Annotated in this window: 14 protein-coding genes; 9 read left to right on the forward strand and 5 right to left on the reverse strand. The window is 60.9% G+C overall.

Annotation, left to right across the window (positions count from 1 at the left end):
* Positions 1-17: 17 nt before the first annotated feature.
* The gene (locus Q8R10_RS09590) at positions 18-1,979 is read left to right on the forward strand and encodes a DEAD/DEAH box helicase (protein WP_305653215.1); all 1,962 of its coding nucleotides are present in this window, start codon (positions 18-20) and stop codon (positions 1,977-1,979) included.
* Positions 1,980-2,170: 191 nt separating this feature from the next.
* On the opposite strand, the gene Q8R10_RS09595 is transcribed toward Q8R10_RS09590, so the two are convergent.
* The 3 genes from Q8R10_RS09595 to moaA form a co-directional block, all read right to left on the reverse strand.
* The gene (locus Q8R10_RS09595; RefSeq protein ID WP_305653217.1) at positions 2,171-2,995 is read right to left on the reverse strand and encodes an ABC transporter substrate-binding protein; all 825 of its coding nucleotides are present in this window, start codon (positions 2,993-2,995) and stop codon (positions 2,171-2,173) included.
* A gap of 248 nt (positions 2,996-3,243) precedes the next feature.
* Positions 3,244-4,602, reverse strand: a complete 1,359-nt coding sequence (locus Q8R10_RS09600; protein WP_305653218.1) for an 8-oxoguanine deaminase — start codon at positions 4,600-4,602, stop codon at positions 3,244-3,246.
* 170 nt (positions 4,603-4,772) lie between these two features.
* Positions 4,773-5,768, reverse strand: coding sequence for a GTP 3',8-cyclase MoaA (moaA, locus tag Q8R10_RS09605; protein ID WP_305653219.1), 996 nt, complete (start codon positions 5,766-5,768; stop codon positions 4,773-4,775).
* 226 nt (positions 5,769-5,994) lie between these two features.
* Between moaA and Q8R10_RS09610 the strand changes: the two genes are divergently transcribed.
* Complete coding sequence (locus tag Q8R10_RS09610) at positions 5,995-6,603, forward strand: TetR/AcrR family transcriptional regulator (RefSeq protein WP_305653221.1); 609 nt, start codon at positions 5,995-5,997, stop codon at positions 6,601-6,603.
* Positions 6,604-6,831: 228 nt separating this feature from the next.
* Here Q8R10_RS09610 and Q8R10_RS09615 read toward each other — a convergent pair whose 3' ends face one another.
* Complete coding sequence (locus Q8R10_RS09615) at positions 6,832-7,263, reverse strand: heme-binding protein (RefSeq protein ID WP_305653223.1); 432 nt, start codon at positions 7,261-7,263, stop codon at positions 6,832-6,834.
* Between the two features lie 338 nt (positions 7,264-7,601).
* Here Q8R10_RS09615 and gcl point away from each other — a divergent pair, with 338 nt between their 5' ends.
* The 7 genes from gcl to Q8R10_RS09650 all read left to right on the forward strand — a co-directional run bounded on the left by gcl (position 7,602) and on the right by Q8R10_RS09650 (position 16,177).
* Entirely contained in the window at positions 7,602-9,377 is a 1,776-nt protein-coding gene (gene gcl / locus Q8R10_RS09620) for a glyoxylate carboligase (RefSeq protein ID WP_305653224.1), read from the forward strand.
* Between the two features lie 87 nt (positions 9,378-9,464).
* Positions 9,465-10,247, forward strand: a complete 783-nt coding sequence (gene hyi, locus Q8R10_RS09625) for a hydroxypyruvate isomerase (RefSeq protein WP_305653226.1) — start codon at positions 9,465-9,467, stop codon at positions 10,245-10,247.
* A 133-nt stretch (positions 10,248-10,380) separates the two neighbouring features.
* Complete coding sequence (locus Q8R10_RS09630; RefSeq protein WP_305653228.1) at positions 10,381-11,271, forward strand: 2-hydroxy-3-oxopropionate reductase; 891 nt, start codon at positions 10,381-10,383, stop codon at positions 11,269-11,271.
* Between the two features lie 332 nt (positions 11,272-11,603).
* Positions 11,604-12,887 carry a glycerate kinase gene (locus tag Q8R10_RS09635; RefSeq protein WP_305653229.1) on the forward strand — a complete coding sequence of 428 codons (1,284 nt, stop codon included), beginning with the start codon at positions 11,604-11,606 and terminating at the stop codon, positions 12,885-12,887.
* Complete coding sequence (pyk, locus tag Q8R10_RS09640; protein WP_305653230.1) at positions 12,884-14,299, forward strand: pyruvate kinase; 1,416 nt, start codon at positions 12,884-12,886, stop codon at positions 14,297-14,299. Before Q8R10_RS09635 ends, pyk begins: the two co-directional genes overlap by 4 nt.
* 175 nt (positions 14,300-14,474) lie before the next feature.
* Entirely contained in the window at positions 14,475-15,398 is a 924-nt protein-coding gene (locus tag Q8R10_RS09645) for an urea transporter (RefSeq protein ID WP_305653232.1), read from the forward strand.
* 101 nt (positions 15,399-15,499) lie between these two features.
* Positions 15,500-16,177, forward strand: coding sequence for a DUF4197 domain-containing protein (locus tag Q8R10_RS09650; RefSeq protein WP_305653234.1), 678 nt, complete (start codon positions 15,500-15,502; stop codon positions 16,175-16,177).
* A gap of 51 nt (positions 16,178-16,228) precedes the next feature.
* On the opposite strand, the gene Q8R10_RS09655 is transcribed toward Q8R10_RS09650, so the two are convergent.
* A complete protein-coding gene (locus Q8R10_RS09655; protein ID WP_305653235.1) occupies positions 16,229-17,050 on the reverse strand; it encodes a M48 family metallopeptidase in 822 nt (273 codons plus the stop codon).
* Positions 17,051-17,347: the final 297 nt, after the last annotated feature.

The following is a 17,347-nucleotide window of genomic DNA, read 5'->3' on the forward strand; positions in this document are numbered from 1 at the left end:
CGGAGGGGAATCGTCGAATGCTGTCTGCCGCCCGGCGCTACAAGCTGCTCATCTCCAGAGCGCTGGCGCGTTACTTTCCGCGTACCACCGAGTATTTGCGTGCCGAGGGCAAGGCGGCGTTGCTGCACGACCAGCCCCGCCCACGGCTGAGCAAAGCCAGTGCGCCACTGCCCAAGGGCAAAACACCCAGTACCAGGGTTGTGAAAAAACCGGCCAAACCACGGACGAAAACCACTCAAACCAGCACAGCCATTTATGGCCCGGCACTCATGGCGGTCGATGAGCCACAGATTGCGGCGATGCGTTTGCGGATAAGCCAGGCAGTGAGCGCGGGCCTGATCAGCGCGCCTTCGGATGAGCAGTGGGCGATGATCCTCGGGCGTAGTCCGCTGACTCGGGTGTTTGCCGCAGCGGGCTCGGGCAAGTCCACCACTCTGCTGCTGCGGGTGGTGTTTATGCTCTGTCATTTAGGGATTGAGCCGGCGCAGCTGACGGTGATTTCCTTTACCAATGCCTCCTGCGCGCAACTGCGCGAGCAGCTGTTGAAGCTGCTGGGTTTCTGGCAGTTTACCTTCGATGCCAGCCAGGCCCGGCAATGCGTGCGCACCTTTCATTCGGCCATGGGCGGGCTGGCCAAAGAGGCGCTGGGCAATCCCCGTTGGTTCGAGCAACTGAGCAGCAGCGCCGCCAACAGCGAACTGGATAATCCGCTGACCAGCAGCCGCCTGCGCCCCGCCCAACTGGCCCTGCTCAAACAGGCGTATCAGCATTGTTATGAACAGCAGCCGGAGTTTCGCCAACTGGTACACGGCCTGCTGGGCTTGCCGGCGCCACTGGCAATGGACGACGCAACCAAGAGCAAACGGGTGCTCAAGGCGCCGCTGGACGCATACCAACTGGCCGGCGAATTTACCCCGTTGCCGCTGTTCGAAGCCTTCTACCTGCAGGCCGGATTTATCCAGAGCATCGGCATTCGCATCGATCAGCTGCAGGCTGAAGCACTGCCTTGCGCCGCTCAAGAACGCAGCTTTATCCAAGCACTGGTCTTGTTTTGGCAGCGCTTCGAGCAACTGCTGGACGAGCAAGGTTTGCTGACTTTCGACGCGGCCTTTGCCCAGCTCAGCGACCGCCTGAATGCCGGCACGCCGCAACTGTCCGCCGCTGCATTGGCGCCCTTCAGCCATCTGTTGATCGATGAATTTCAGGACATCTCGCCGCAAATCGTCCAGTGGCTGAATGCCGTGCAGCGGGCGTTGGTGCGTCAGGGCACGGCGGTTAGTCTGATGGCCATCGGTGACGACTGGCAGTCGATCTATGGCTGGCGCGGCAGTTCGCCGGAGCTGTTTATCGACTTCGACAAGCACTTCCCAGGCTTGGGTAAAGCGAGCAAAAGCGCAGTGTTGCTGCTGCAAAACAACTACCGCTCGATTGAGCCGATCATCCGCGACGGCGAGGCGGTGCTGGCCGGTGTTAGTCACAAGCAGGCGAAAACCAGCAACGCCGTCAGGGCCACTCAAACGGGAGATCATGGGGTTAAGTTGGTGACCCAGTTCGAGCTGAAAACCCGGCTTCCCGAGCTGTTGGCCGAGATCCAAGCCCAGTGCGCCCACGTCGCCAGCAGCACCAGCCGCGAACGCACCAGCGTGCTGCTATTGAGTCGCAGCAACGCCAGCTTGCAGCTGGTGCGCGGCCAGCTCGACCAGCAGTTGCCGGTCAAAGCCTGCACCATCCACGGCGCCAAAGGCTTGCAAGCCGAAGTGGCGATCATCCTCGACGACTGCCTGCCGCCCACCCCGCACCCGCTGCGCGATGCGCTCTATGCCTACTCGGGATTTTTCCAGAACAGCTACGGGCAAGCCATGCAGGATGAGAGCCTGCGCCTGGCCTATGTGGCGATTACCCGCGGAGTCAGCCGGGTACTCTGGTACTGCAATAAACCCCAAGGGGCGGTGCAGATCTTGCGCAAGCGGGGGCGCTAACCAGCCACGCTTTGAGGGGCTTTAGCGACCCGCATGGATGTGGGAAATGCGGCGAGCCGGATGGACGACCAGCCTTTGTAGGATGGGTTGAGCTTGGCGATACCCATCAATCATCCAGCGCTGCATCTTTGCAACGATGGGTATCGCTGCGCTCAACCCATCCTACGGCTCAAGTCATCCCACGAGCGACATCAGCCCTTCTTGGCGGCCTGTTCCTTGGCGCGCTGGCGCTTGATGAAGTCGATTTTCCATTGCTCCAGGCCAACGAACTCGGAGTTGATGTTCTCCTCGACCCGGTATTTGGCTTTCAGCGTCTGCACCTCGGCTTGATTCTCGGCCAGGAACTGGTCGAAGCGCTTCAGCAGGGGCGCGTGCTGGATGGTCGAGAGTTGAAAGCTGCCACGGTTGTAAGGCAAGCCGGCATCGAACTGCAGGGCATTGATAAATTTGCCGCTGTTGTTGAGGGCATAGAGCGCCACTTCGACGTTGTAGTAGACGCCATCGGCTTGCTTCTTCACGGCGCTGCGGATCATGGTCAGCAGGTTGTCGCTGTCCACCTGGTTGATCTGCCCGGCGTCGATGGCCGCGCTGTATTGCTGGGGCGTCCAGCCCTTGACCACGGCCAGGCGTTTCAGCTGTTCCAGGCCCTTGCCATGTTGCGGCGGAGCCACCAGCACGCCGTCGATATAGTCGACGGTGGCGCTGCTGTAGCTGATGTTTTTACCCAGGCGGGCTGACGTGCCCCAGGCCGCATTATCCGGGTATTTAAAATCGACGCCGCCACTCAGCAGCTCATCCAGCAGCCCTTGCGTGGCTATCGGCCGGTAGACGAAGGTGACGCCAGCGCTGGCGGCAAAACGGTCGAGCAACTCGCGGGCATAGCCGCTGTATTGGCCCTGGGCATCGACCGTGTAGTAAGGCAAGAATTGCGCTTTTTCGACGCCGACCACATAGGTCTCGGCACTGGCGGCGCAGGGCAACAAAATGGCGAACAGACCACAAAGAAATGGCTTCACGGGATTCTCCTTAATCAGCAAAAGGCTATGTGCCCGTTAGCTGTTGTGGCAGCCCTTGGTAGGATGGGTTGAGCTTGCGATACCCATCGAGTATCGATGGCAACCAAGCCCGTGATGGGTATCGCTGCGCTCCACCACATCCTACGGTCGGCTTTTCAACGGTTAATGGGGATCAACTCATAACGGCTACATAGCCCAGCAAAACGCCCCGCATTGCAGGGCATGTAGGTAGTTAAGGGGGTAGCGGCTTAGTCGCCGCTGACCAATTTGTGCGCCAGTTGGTTGTGCCGCTCGATCACCAGCGGCAGGTCGATGCTCAGCAGCTGACCATCCTTGACCACTTGCTTGCCGTTAATGACGCTGTGGGCGACCTGGCTCGGGGCGCAGAACACCAGGGCCGCCAGCGGGTCATGGAGGGCGCCGGCGAAGGCGATTTGGCGCAGGTCGAAGGCCACAAAATCCGCCGACATGCCCGGCGCCAAGGCACCAATATCGTTACGGTTAAGCACCTTGGCACCGCCCAGGGTGGCGATCTCCAAGGCTTCGCGGGCAGTCATGGCATCCGGGCCAAAACCCACCCGTTGCAGCAACAGGGCCTGACGCACTTCGCCGATCATGGTGGCGCCATCGTTGGAGGCCGAACCGTCGACGCCCAGGCCGACCGGCACGCCGGCGTCGCGCATCTTGCGGATCGGCGCGATGCCCGAGGCCAGGCGCATGTTCGAGCACGGGCAATGGGCGACGCCGGTGCCGGTGCGGGCGAACAGGTCGATACCGTGCTGATCCAGTTGCACACAGTGGGCGTGCCACACATCCGGGCCGACCCAGCCGAGGTCTTCGGCGTATTCGGCCGGGGTCATACCGAATTTTTCGCGGCTATAGGAAATGTCGTTTTGGTTCTCGGCCAGATGGGTGTGCAGCGACACCCCGTACTGGCGCGCCAGCACTGCGGCTTCGCGCATCAGGTCACGGCTGACCGAAAACGGCGAGCACGGCGCCACCACCACCCGCAGCATCGAACTGTGGCTGGCGTCGTGGTAGTCCTCGATCAACCGTTGGGACTCTTTGAGAATGTCGGCTTCTTTTTCCACCACGCTGTCAGGCGGCAGACCGCCCTGGCTGCGGCCGACGCTCATGCTGCCGCGGGCGGCGTGAAAGCGCATGCCGATCTCGGCAGCGGCATGAATGCTGTCATCCAGCTTGCAGCCATTTGGGTAGATATACAGGTGATCGCTGGAGGTGGTGCAGCCAGACAAAATCAGCTCGGCCATCGCCGTCTGAGTCGACACCTGGATCATCTCCGGAGTCAGCCGCGCCCAAATCGGATAGAGGTTCTGCAGCCAATTAAACAACTCACCGTCCTGGGCCGACGGCACCACGCGGGTCAGGCTCTGGTACATATGGTGGTGGGTGTTGACCAGGCCAGGGATGACGATATGGCCCTTGAGGTCGAGCACTTCATCGGCGGTGGCCGGCAGCTCACTGCTCGGGCCGACCTGAACAATCTGATTGCCGACTATATACAGACCGCCCTGCTTGATCTCACGGCGCTCGCCGTCCATGGTCACCAGCAGCTCAGCGTTTTTTACCAATAAAGTCTTAGCCATCACTCATCTCCTCCGGCCCGTTGGCGGGCGTTTTTTTTTTTGCTGTTAATTAGGGGACCGGGATTCTTGGGATCGAGCGCAGCGGTTCTGGCAAGGCGCTTTGTCGCAGGTAGTACGATTTTGTACGCCAAGACAAAGCAACGCAGCTAGAACGATTCCAAGGATTCCGGTTAGCCGCCAGTCATGCTCATAAAGCGGATAACTTGTACCTGCTCGCGGGCATCGAAATAGTGCCGTTCGGGCTTCAGCCGCAATGCCTCGATCAGCGCCCCGCGCAGCCTTGCTGAGTCACCGGGATGGCGACGCAGCAAGGCCTTCAAATCCAGCGCGCCGTCAGACCCTAAGCACAGCACCAGCTGGCCTTCGGCGGTGACTCGCACACGATTGCAATCACCACAAAAATTGCGGCTATGCGGTGAGATAAAACCGACCCGGGTGTCGCTGCCAACCACCTGCCAATACCGCGAGGGGCCGCCTGTGCGATGGCTGCTGGGCAGTAGTTGAAAACGCTGCTGGATGCGTTCGCGCACCTCGTCGCTGCTGCATAGGGTGTGCTCGCGGGAATGGCTGGAGATGTTGCCCAGCGGCATCTCCTCGATAAAACTGATGTCCAGCTGCTGGGCGACCGCGAAGGCCACCAAGGCCTCTACTTCGTCATCGTTGCGGCCTTTTTGCACCACGGTGTTGAGCTTGATCCGCTGGAAACCGGCCGCCCGCGCCGCCTCGATGCCGGCCAGCACTTGGGTTAATTGATCGCGGCGGGTGAAGGCGGTGAAGCGCTCGCGCTGCAGCGAGTCGAGGCTGATATTCAGGCGCTTCACCCCGGCGGCGCGCAGACCGCTGGCCATGCTGGCAAGTTGCGAGCCGTTGGTGGTGATGGCCAGGTCTTCCAGCTCGTGGCGGGCGCCGAGGCGGCCCAGCAAACTGAGCAGGTTCTTGCGCACCAGCGGCTCACCACCGGTGATGCGGATGCGCTTAACCCCCAGGCCGATAAAGGCGTCGGCAACTGTATAGAGTTCTTCGAGGCTGAGGATTTGTGCGCGCGGGGCGAAGACCATGTCTTCGCTCATGCAATAGGTGCAGCGAAAATCGCAGCGGTCGGTGACTGACAGCCGCAGGTAGCTGATACGTCGACCAAAGGGATCAAGCAAAATAGGATCTTGCATGCTGGAGCCTGCCGCAGCACGCGCCAGTTGGGGACACTGGCGACATGGGCGGACGTTTAATAAAACAGAAATTATTTATTTTGTATACAGCATTACTGACAATCTTATTTTTGCGACGCTCGCAGAGCACCCTAGCCCCTGGCTTGAGAGCCGCGCAGGCCCAGTGCTACCATGCCGGTGCAGGTGCACCGCCCTTTGCGACGCACGGCAACAAGCCCGGGGGCTTATGAGCAGTATTCGCCAGCGCAACAAAGATTTGATCCTGCGCGCAGCCAGTGAAGAATTTGCCGACAAAGGCTTTGCCGCCGCCAAGACCAGCGATATCGCGGCCAAGGCCGGGGTGCCCAAGCCCAACGTGTATTACTACTTCAAGAGCAAAGACAACCTTTACTGCGAAGTCCTCGAGAGCATCATCGAGCCCCTGCTGCAGGCCTCGGCGCCGTTCAATCAAGACGGTCAACCAGGGCAAATACTGCGCGACTATATTCACGCCAAGATCCGTATTTCCCGTGACCTGGCCAACGCTTCCAAGGTGTTTGCCAGCGAGATCATGCACGGCGCGCCGCACTTGGCGGCCGAACAAACCGCACAGCTAAACGCCCAAGCCCAGCACAACATCGCCTGCATCCAGAGCTGGATCGACCAAGGCCTGATGGCCAAGGTCGACCCTCACCATTTGCTGTTCAGCATCTGGGCCGCGACCCAAACCTATGCCGATTTTGACTGGCAAATCTCCACCGTCACCGGCAAAACCAGCCTCGACGATGCCGACTACCAAGCCGCCGCCGACACCATCATCCGTTTGGTGCTCAAAGGCTGCGAAGTCGCCGAGTAACACCGCGCTTGTCCGACGCACAAACCGTAGGGTGGGTTAGCGGCGCGGGCCAACTTACCCACAGCCGCGCGCGAACTCAGAGCGCCGCGTAACCCACCGTTTCACCGGACATCCGTGATTGCGCCATGGTGGGTTACGGCGCACCGTGCCCCAGCGGCAGCCGCAGATCAGGTGCCACGCGCCTAACCCACCCTACGCCCTGCTTCGCCAGCCGACCGGCGTTAGGTTTTAACCCGCATCCGCCAACAAACCCGCCGCCAGAATCCCCTTAATCGCACATTGCTCGTCGATGTCTGAGGTGTCACCGCTGATGCCGATGGCGCCGATCACGGCATTGTTGGCATCGCGAATCAGCACGCCGCCCGGCGCCGGAATCAGGTTGCCGTGGGCCAAGGTATTAACCGCCGAGATAAAGCTCGGCCGCTGCTGGGCGTCTTCGGCAATCAAGCGTGAAGCTTTGCCCAGCGCCACGGCGCCCCAGGCTTTGCCGATGGCGATTTGCGGACGCAGCATGCTGGCGCCGTCTTCGCGCAGCAAACTGACTAGGTGACCGCCGGCATCCAGCACGGCAATGGTCAAGGGTGCGGCAGAGATCGCGCGACCGGCCGCCTGGGCCTGGCTGCTGATGCTAGTAGCAGTTTGCAAGGTTAAAGCGCTCATGGAGTAGCCTTCTTGTAGTGGTGAGAAAGTTGAAAGAAGCGCCTCCATCCCTGCGGCAAAAAGTCGTCGACAGCGGACGGGGCAATCAAAAGGTCGAGGTAAATATCTCACCTAAAACAAAAAACGCAATAGACAAGTACAATCCAATCTTATTTTGTATACACCTATAAAGTCGAAAGCCTAGGCGTCCTCCACACCCCCGCTCAAACAGCCGTTTTAAAAGATTTTTCCTCTTGTCCGTTCTCAGCAAGAAAAATTCTTGACCAGCAAGTCATGCCATGAATAGAATCAAGCCCAGAAAACTGTATACAATCTCAGAACAAAAGAGGCACAACAGCATGGCCAGAATGAGAGCAATCGAGGCAGCCGTACTCGTAATGCGTCGCGAAGGTGTTGATACCGCGTTTGGTATCCCCGGCGCAGCAATCAACCCGTTGTATGCAGCACTGCGTAAAGTCGGCGGCATCGACCACGTCCTGGCCCGTCACGTTGAAGGCGCCTCGCACATGGCCGAGGGTTACACCCGCACCAACGCCGGCAACATCGGCGTGTGTATCGGTACCTCGGGCCCCGCCGGTACCGACATGGTCACCGGTCTGTACTCGGCCAGCGCCGACTCCATCCCAATCCTCTGCATCACCGGCCAGGCACCACGGGCGCGGATGCACAAGGAAGACTTCCAGGCAGTCGACATCACCAGCATCGTTAAGCCGGTGACCAAGTGGGCGACCACCGTGATGGAGCCTGGCCAAGTGCCGCGCGCCTTCCAAAAAGCCTTCTATGAAATGCGCAGCGGCCGCCCTGGCCCCGTGCTGATCGACCTGCCATTTGACGTGCAGATGGCTGAGATCGAATTCGACATCGACGCTTATGAACCGCTGCCGCTGGCCAAACCTGCCGCTAACCGCGTGCAGATCGAAAAAGCCCTGGCGATGCTCAACGAGGCCGAGCGCCCATTGATCGTTTCCGGTGGTGGCGTGATCAACGCCGACGCCGCTGCGCAGTTGGTGATCTTCGCCGAGCTGGTGGGCGTGCCGGTAGTACCGACCCTGATGGGTTGGGGCACCATCCCCGACGACCACGAACTGATGGTCGGCATGGCCGGCCTGCAAACCTCGCACCGCTACGGCAACGCCACCTTGTTGGCCTCCGACCTGGTGCTCGGCATTGGTAACCGTTGGGCTAACCGCCACACCGGTTCGGTTGAGGTGTACACCGAAGGCCGTAAGTTCATCCACGTCGATATCGAACCGACCCAGATTGGCCGCGTGTTCAACCCGGATCTGGGTATCGTTTCCGATGCCGGCGCCGCACTGGACATGTTCATAACCGTCGCTCGCGAGTGGAGCGCCGCCGGCAAGCTGAAGAATCGCAGCGCCTGGCTGGATGAATGCCAGCAGCGCAAGAGCAGCCTGCAGCGCAAGACCAACTTCGACAACGTGCCGGTCAAGCCGCAGCGCGTTTACCAAGAAATGAACGAAGTGTTCGGCCGCGACACCTGCTACGTCAGCACCATCGGTCTGTCGCAGATTGCCGGCGCGCAGTTCTTGCACGTTTACAAGCCGCGGCACTGGATCAACTGTGGTCAGGCCGGCCCGTTGGGCTGGACCATTCCAGCGGCTTTGGGTGTGGTTAAAGCCGACCCAACCCGCAACGTGGTGGCACTGTCTGGCGACTACGACTTCCAGTTTATGATCGAAGAAATGGCGGTTGGCGCGCAGTTCAATCTGCCGTACATCCATGTGGTGGTGAACAACTCCTACCTGGGTTTGATTCGCCAATCGCAACGCGGCTTCGAGATGGATTACTGCGTGCAGTTGGGCTTTGAAAACGTCAACGCGCCAGAGTTGAACGGCTACGGCGTCGACCACGTGGCCGTCGTGGAAGGTTTGGGTTGCAAGGCGATTCGCGTGTTCGAACCGAGCGAAATCAAAGCCGCACTGATCAAGGCCAAGGCGTTGATGGCTGAGTTCCGCGTACCGGTGATGGTGGAAATCATCCTGGAGCGGGTGACCAACATCTCCATGGGTGTGGAGATCAACGCGGTCAACGAGTTTGAAGACCTGGCGTTGACCGGTGCCGATGCACCGACCGCGATCTCGTTGTTGGATTGATGCAACGGTGGCCAACGCTTCGCGGTTGACCACCCTACAGCCCCCCTTTCCCCCGTGCGGGGAAGGGCACTATTAAAGGAGCCGAGCATGCCCCGTTTTGCCGCCAACCTGTCCATGCTGTTCACCGAGGAAGAGTTCCTCGATCGCTTCGACGCTGCCGCCGATGCCGGCTTCACCGGTGTCGAATACCTGTTTCCCTACGACTTTCCAGTCGAGGTGATCAAGGCCCGCCTGAACGCCAACAACCTGACCCAGGTGCTGTTCAACCTGCCGGCCGGTGACTGGGCCAAGGGTGAGCGCGGCATTGCCTGCCACCCTGATCGCGTCGAAGAGTTCCGTGCCGGCGTGGCCCAGGCCATCAGCTACGCCAAGGTCCTCGGCAACAGCCAGATCAACTGCCTGGCGGGCATTCGCCCGGCCGGTTATGACTGCGCGACCATCGAGCAGACCTTTGTCGACAACCTGAAGTTTGCCGCCGAACAGCTGCAAACCGCCGGTATCAAGTTGGTCATGGAAATGATCAACACCCGCGACATTCCCGGCTTCTACTTGAACACCACTAAGCAGGCCCTGGCGATTCGCGACAAAGTTGCCAGCAACAATCTGTACCTGCAGTACGACATCTATCACATGCAAATCATGGAAGGTGATCTGGCCCGGACCATGGAAAGCAACCTGGCGGTGATCAATCACATCCAGCTGGCCGACAACCCTGGCCGCAACGAGCCAGGCACTGGCGAGATCAACTACCGCTTCTTGTTTGAGCACCTGGACCGCATTGGCTACCAGGGCTGGGTCGGCTGTGAATACAAGCCGGCTACCACCACCGCAGCCGGCCTCGGCTGGATGAAAGCGCATAACGCAATCTGAGTTCGTAGGATGGGTGGAGCGCAGCGATACCCATCGAGCCAGGCCAGGTGCCCAGTGATGGGTATCGCAGGCTCAACCCATCCTACGGTGGCTCGGTCCATAACAGACATCACGACACCAGGAGAAACTCCTCATGGCTAAAATCGGATTTATCGGCACCGGCATCATGGGCAAGCCTATGGCGCAGAACCTGCAAAAAGCCGGGCACTGCCTGTTCTTCTCCGAGCACTTCGAGAAGACCCCGGCCGACCTGCTCGGCGAGCACGGCATCGGCCTGGCCAACCCGCGCGAAGTGGCGCAGGAAGCCGAATTCATCATCATCATGGTGCCGGATACCCCACAGGTTGACGACGTGCTGTTCCGCGCCGACGGCGTAGCAGCAGGCGTAACGGCCGGCAAAGTGGTGATCGACATGAGTTCGATCTCGCCGACCGCGACCAAAGTTTTTGCTGAAAAAATCAAAGCCACTGGCGCCAGCTATCTCGACGCGCCAGTGTCCGGCGGCGAAGTCGGCGCCAAGGCCGCGACCCTGAGCATCATGGTCGGCGGTTGCCCGCAAGCCTTCGAGCGCGTGCTGCCACTGTTTCAGGTGATGGGCAAAAACATCACCCACGTCGGCGCCAATGGCGACGGCCAGACTGCCAAGGTGGCCAACCAGATCATCGTCGCCCTGAACATTCAGGCTGTGGCCGAAGCCCTGCTGTTCGCCGCCAAGAACGGCGCCGATCCGGCCAAGGTGCGTGAAGCACTGATGGGTGGCTTCGCCGGCTCGAAGATCCTCGAAGTGCACGGCGAGCGCATGATCAAAGGCACCTTCGATCCAGGCTTCCGTATCAGCCTGCACCAGAAGGACCTCAATCTGGCCCTGGCCGGCGCACGCGAGCTGGGCCTGAACCTGCCCAACACCGCCAATGCCCAGCAAGTGTTCAGCACCTGCGCGGCCATCGGTGGCAGCAACTGGGACCACTCGGCGCTGATCAAGGGCTTGGAGCACATGGCCAACTTCTCGATCCGCAAAGAGTAAGCGCTGCATCTGTAGGATGGGTTGAGCGCAGCGATACCCATCGAGCACGACGCGAGTCCCCTGATGGGTATCGCAGGCTCAACCCATCCTACGGCGCTGTTGCGGAGCTATTTTGTAGGGTGGGCTTCAGCCCACCCCTACAGGTTTCTCGATCCGCAAAGTAAAAGCTGCAATTGCTCGCCGGTCAGTGGCGAGCAATTAACCCTTTCGACCTCCCGGCAGGCGGTGTCACGGCCTGCCCTGCCGGGTTGGTCGATTCCAGCCCACAAGCGTTGCGACCGACGACCCTTGTGGACTGCAATCGGCCCATTACCACCATCAGGAGCCCTGCCATGTCGTTCGATCCAACGTTCAATCCAGAGTCATTGCTGCGCGAGCTGTTCAGCACCGCCATCGACGCTGCCCACCCGCGTCAGGTGCTGGCCGACCATTTGCCTGCCGACCGCACGGGCCGGGTCATCGTCATAGGTGCCGGCAAAGCGGCGGCGGCCATGGCCGAAGTGATCGAGTGCGAGTGGCAAGGCGAGATTTCCGGCCTGGTGGTAACCCGCTACGGCCACGGCGCCAACTGCACGAAGATCGAAGTGGTCGAGGCAGCCCATCCGGTACCGGACGCCGCCGGCTTAGCCGTGGCGCAGCGCGTCCTCAAGCTGGTCAGCGGTCTGACCGAGACCGACCGGGTGATCTTCTTGCTGTCGGGCGGCGGCTCCGCCCTGCTCGCTTTGCCGGCAGCCGGCCTCTCGCTGGCCGACAAACAAGGCATCAACAAAGCCCTGCTCAAATCCGGCGCCAGCATCAGCGAGATGAACTGCGTGCGCAAACACCTCTCGGCGATCAAGGGCGGCCGTTTGGCCAAGGCCTGCTGGCCGGCCAGCATCTACACCTATGCGATTTCCGATGTGCCGGGGGATGAACCGACGGTGATTGCCTCCGGCCCCAGCGTGGCCGACCCGAGCACCTCGGCCGAGGCGTTGGCGATTCTCACCCGCTACAGCATCGAAGTGCCGCCGGCGGTGCTGGCCCGCTTGCACGACCCGCGCGCCGAGACGGTTAAGCATGCCGACCCGTGCCTGGCCCGCAGCCATTTCGAGCTGATCGCCACGCCGCAGCAGTCACTCGATGCGGCCGCCGCTAAAGTTCGCGCCGCCGGCCTGACCCCGCTGATTTTGGGTGATCTGGAAGGCGAATCCCGCGAGGTGGCCAAGGTGCACGCCGGGATCATCCGCCAGATAGTGCTGCACGGCCAACCGATCAAGCCGCCTTGCGTGATTCTGTCCGGTGGTGAAACCACGGTGACGGTGCGCGGCAAGGGCCGTGGCGGGCGCAATGCCGAATTTTTGCTGAGCCTCACCGAGAGCCTCAAAGGTTTGCCTGGGGTTTACGCGCTGGCCGGCGACACCGATGGCATCGACGGTTCGGAAGACAACGCCGGCGCCCTGATGCGCCCCGACAGCTATGCCCGCGCCGTAGAACTGGGCCTGAGCGCCACTAATGAATTGGATAACAACAACGGCTATGGCTACTTCGCCGCCCTCGACGACTTGATCGTCACCGGGCCGACCCGTACCAACGTCAACGATTTCCGCGCCATCTTAATTTTGGAAACTGCCCAATGATTGCCGACAAGAAAGTAAAAATCCTCGCCACCCTCGGCCCGGCCATCAAGGGCATCGACGATATCCGTCAGCTGGTCGAAGCCGGGGTCAATTTATTCCGCCTGAACTTCAGCCACGGCGAGCACGCCGACCATGCCGAACGCTTCAACTGGGTGCGTGAAGTGGAGCGTCAGCTGAACCAACCGATTGGCATCCTGATGGACCTGCAAGGGCCGAAGCTACGGGTCGGCCGGTTCGCCGAGGGCAAGGTCAACTTGGTCCGTGGTCAGGCCTTTCGCCTCGACCTCGACCCAACACCGGGCACCCTTGAGCGCGCCAACCTGCCGCACCCGGAAATCATCGCGGCCTTGCAGCCGGGCATGAACCTGCTGCTGGACGACGGCAAATTGCGCCTGCAAGTGACCGCCAAACACAGCGACGCGATCGAGACCCTGGTGATCGCCGGTGGCGAACTGTCCGACCGCAAGGGCGTCAACGTGCCAGAAGCCGTGCTGGAGCTCAGCCCGCTGACCAGCAAAGACCGCATCGATCTGGACTACGGCCTCAAGTTGGGGGTGGATTGGGTCGCGCTGTCCTTTGTGCAGCGTCCGCAAGACATCATCGAAGCCCGCGCGATCATTGGCGACCAGGCCTTCCTGATGGCCAAGATCGAGAAGCCGTCGGCCGTTGAGCACCTGCAAGCCATCGCCGAACTCTGCGACGCGATCATGGTGGCCCGTGGCGATTTGGGTGTGGAAGTGCCGGCCGAGAACGTGCCACGCATCCAGAGAGACATCATCCGCACCTGCCGCCAACTGGGTAAGCCGGTGGTGGTGGCCACGCAAATGTTGGAATCGATGCGCTTTTCCCCGGCACCAACCCGCGCCGAAGTCACAGACGTGGCCAACGCCGTGGCCGAAGGCGCCGATGCGGTGATGCTGTCGGCGGAAACCGCCTCCGGCGATTACCCGCTGGAAGCCGTGCAAATGATGAGCAAGATCATCCGCCAGGTGGAAAACGGCCCGGACTTCCAGGCCCAGCTCGACGTTAGCCGCCCGCACGCCGAAGCCACCGCATCGGACGCGATCAGCTGCGCGATCCGCCGGATCAGCAGCATTTTGCCGGTGGCCGCGCTGGTCAACTACAGCGAGTCGGGCGCCTCCAGCCTGCGTGCTTCACGCGAACGCCCCAAGGCACCGATCTTGAGCCTGACGCCGAACATCAACACCGCACGGCGCTTGACCGTGGCCTGGGGCATCTACTCGGTGGTCAATGCACGCTTGAACAAGGTCGAGGAAATCACCAGCACCGCGCTGGAAATCGCCCAGGCCCAGAACATGGCACAACGCGGCGACACCCTGGTGATCACCGCCGGCGTGCCTTTTGGCCAACCGGGAACGACCAATACCCTGCGCATCGAGACCCTGCACTGAGTTAATGCGCGGCGACTCAGACCGAGTAGTCGCGCGCACCGAGCAACATCTCTCCCTCTGGCACTGCCAGTTATTAACGTCCACCGGCTTTGCGGGTGGACGTTTTTTTTCGGCGCGCGACTCGTGCAGCAACAACCTTCGCCGGCCAACCTTTTCCTTATCCATGACGACTCCCATGCACCCGCCCTTAACCCCCTTACTCAAACGCCCACTTGCCAACGATTGGGCCATGGCCTTGCTCAATGGTTGCAGCCAGGTATTTTTGCTGCGCCACCCGCTGTGCGGCCTGCTCTGCTTGTTGAGCGTTGCTTGGGGCGCGCCGCAGTTACTCGGTGGCGCTTTGCTCGGCGGTTTTGTTGGCTGGCTGACGGCCGTGCGCCGACATTACCCGCAGCCGGAGATCAACAGCGGTCTGTACGGCTACAACGGCGTGCTGCTGGGCCTGCTGCTAAGCGCCAAGCTGGCCTGGTCGCCATTGCTACCGCTGCTGATCATCGCCAGCGCCGGGCTGGCGAGCCTGCTGCTCAACCGTTGGCTGCGGCATAACCGCCGGCACGCCAGCTTGCCGGCTTATACCGCGCCCTTTGTGCTGTTCGGTTGGCTGCTGCTGGCGTTGAGCGACTGCCTGCAGTTAACCAGCAACGTCGCCGACCCCGGCCAACTGCATGGCCTGGCGGCGCTGGACTGGCCGCTGGCGGTGCTGCGTGGTTTGAGCCAGGTGCTGCTGGTGAATGACCCAGTTAGCGGCGTGCTGATTTTTATCGCCCTATGGCTGGCCAATCGTCGTATGGCGCGCTGGGCCTTAGTCGGCTCGGCCCTGGGCCTGCTGCTGGCCAGTCAACTGGGTCAATACAACGATGCACTGCAAGGCTTATACGGTTTCAACGGCGCCTTGGTGGCCGTCGCCCTAAGCCAGCAACAGCGCCGCGCCTGGCCAGTGCTGGCGGGAATCATCGCCAGTGTGCTGCTGCAACTCAGCTTGCTCGGCCTGGGCGTGAGTGCACCGCTGACGGCGCCGTTTATTCTGGCCTGCTGGCTGGTGCAGATCGCTAGTCGATTGCTGCGGCGCAGATTCAAGCCGGCGCCCGCCAGCCACTGAGCTGAGCAAAAAACACGGCGAACCCGGCCGGGCTGGAATGGCGAGTTAAATCGCTTCACTATTGGGCGCTCGCTCTATTTCCAGCCACAAGGATGCTATTTATGCTTCGACTCACCACCCTGCTCGCCGGACTCGCCCTCTCCGCCAATTGCCTGGCGTTCTCCCTGGCCGATTTAAGCCAGCAAGATGCCAGCGGCGGTCTCAAGGATGCCCTGTCCCAAGGCGCCAAAGTCGCCATTGCGCAACTGGGCAAACCCGGTGGTTTTAGCGCCAACCCCGAGATGCGCATCGAACTTCCGGGTAATCTCGGCAAGGCCGCGGCGGCGATGAAGATGATGGGCATGGGCGCCCAGGTCGAGCAGCTCGAAGCGAGCATGAACAAAGCCGCCGAAGCCGCAGTGCCACAGGCGCAAACCTTGCTGCTGGACGCGGTAAAAAAAATGACGGTACAGGACGCCAAAAGCATCCTCAGCGGCCCCGATGACGCCGCCACCAACTACCTGAACAAAACCAGCCGTGCGCAACTGCGCGCCAAGTTCTTACCGATAGTGCAGCAGGCCACCAATCAGGTCGGGCTGGCCAAGCAATACAACAGCTTCGCCGGCCAAGCGGCGAGCTTTGGCGCCATCGATGCAAAAAGCGCCAACATCGAAAACTACGTCACCGAAGAGGCGCTGGATGGTTTGTTCAAGGTGATCGCCGAGCAAGAAGCCTCGATCCGGCAAAATCCGACCGAGGCGGCCACCAGCTTGGCGAAAAAAGTCTTTAGCCTGCAGTAAGTGCGCCGACGGCACCGCCGAGCGCAGTGCCGTCGTCTTCAGCAAGGACTTTTAGTTACTGCCCTTGGCTTGCTGATACAGCCCCGTCACCTTAGGAATAGCCGCTTGCAGCGACGCTATCCGCGTACTCGAGGCCGGGTGGGTGCTCATAAACTCCGGCGGTGCTCCTTCGCTGGCGCTGCTCATCTTCTGCCACAGGCTGACGGCCGCCTGCGGGTTGTAGCCGGCCCGAGCGGACAGCTCCAGACCAATCAGATCGGCCTCATTCTCGTTATCGCGGCTGTTGGGCAGGGTCATGCTGTACTGCACCACATTATCGGCCAGCGCCATGCTGTCCTGGCCCAAGCCGAGCAAGGCGCCGATGCCCTGCTGCGCCATCTGGGTGGCATAGGCCTTGGACATTGCCTCGCGGCCGTGCTCGCGCAGGGCGTGGGCAATTTCGTGGCCCATTACCGCCGCTAACTCGTCATCGCTCAGGTGCAACTGCTCGATCAAGCCGCTATAAACGATGATCTTGCCACCCGGGCCGCAGTTGGCATTCAGCTCCTCGCTGTCGATCAGATTGACTTGCCAGTCCCACTGCGCCGAATCCGGACGAAACACCGGCGCCTGGGCAATCAAACGCTTGGCGATGGCATTCACCCGCTTGGCATTGCCGCTGTTCTTGTCCAGCATGCCCTTGCTTGAGGCCTCGCTAAGCGTCTGCTGGTAGGACTGCTCAGACATCTGATTGACCTGCTGAGTCGAGAGCATGCTGAACATGTACTGCTTGCGCTCAACCCCCACAGCACCGGCATTGGTGGTATTCACCGACTGGCAACCGGCCAGCCACAACGCCAGACTCAAACCACTTAAGCGCAACAACTTGCCCACAGTACTTCTCCAATAAGAACAGTTGCTCATCTTAACAGCCTGCCGAGCGCGAAAGGCCCACGCACTGCGCTGTGCATGCCAAGCAGTTGGCAGCCAGACAACGCGGCTGCCGAACTTGCGCATTCGCCCACATGCGCCTTTGCTAACAAGAGGCTAACAGGCCGTTGAAAAATGTAGCGAGCGACGGCTAGGCAAGGCGAAATCAGCCGCAACGTAGCGAAGCGCAGTAACAGCCGTAGGCTGGCCCGCAGGGCGAGCGCAGCGAGTCAAAAGCGCAGTGTACGAGTAGTACATGAG

Source organism: Pseudomonas sp. (genome assembly GCF_030698175.1).
GTDB lineage: Bacteria > Pseudomonadota > Gammaproteobacteria > Pseudomonadales > Pseudomonadaceae > Aquipseudomonas.